Raw genomic sequence first — 988 nt, forward strand, 5'->3', positions numbered from 1 at the left:
CTTCTTCAATGACGCCATTCGCATCGGTTTTGAATATGAAGTTCAAGCTATTGATTGGTCGTCCTGCATCCCCTTGTGTACCTGAACCTTCAGAAGCAACCCAGAAACCGCCATCGCTGGCAACGGCTATACCTTCAGGGTCAATATTGACGCTGTTGTCATCATTGATCAGTAGCGCTAGGTCTGCTTCATCGAAAACACTGACGCGTGTTGCATCGTCAGCATCAACCGAATCATCTGCCAAAACGCTTCTGGAAATGGCTGCAAAGATATTATTGCTATCTTTGATTGTGACTTCCTGGTTCAGCTGAGCGGGTGTGGTGCTGACGTCAATACCGAAAATACGACTTTGACCATAGAAGCTGTCTTCGATGGAATAAAGCATGTTTTCATCTGTTGGGCTTGCTGCCAAACCAGATAGTGCGCTCCAAGGTATGGGTGTCTCATCGACTCGATTAGTTGACTCGATTGTTGGGTAGCTTGCATCTGCGCTAGAGCGCTGATAGATATTCAATGCCGCACGGAACTTATCACCACGATCATCTTTTTCACTGGCGACAACCAGTAGGTTTCTATCAGGGATAGCCAAGCCACCTTCAGGGCCCACACCCGCAGGTAGGGTTTGCTTGTATACAGGCTGCTCTGGGTTACTGACATCGTAAACAAATACTAGGTTAGCACGTTCAGAGTTGACGAATAAGTAAGGCGTACCACCGAAGCTAGCAACTTCGATATTCTCAGGCTCGTTACCTTTGTTTCCAGAACGAGCATCTGGGTAGTGGCCGAAGCGAACTGCCATGTGGTCCAGGTCGTTGCCGGAAGAGTAAACCACTTCACCTTGCTTGTTGAAGATTGTGAAGCCACGGCTGCCACCGTCTAAATCACCTTCATCGGCAGTGGCGAAATATTCAGTGTCAATCCAAGATACGCCATCAGGCTCACGAGGAATATCGTTTAAGCTCTCGCTTAATGAAATAATGGCGGCATC

At 48.0% G+C, this 988-nt stretch carries 1 protein-coding gene; it reads right to left on the reverse strand.

Annotated features, from left to right (window positions below):
• Positions 1–988 (reverse strand): esterase-like activity of phytase family protein (locus A3729_RS25540; RefSeq protein ID WP_197476097.1); only part of this gene is annotated, 988 nt, incomplete at both ends.

It is taken from the genome of Oleiphilus sp. HI0043, assembly GCF_001634935.1.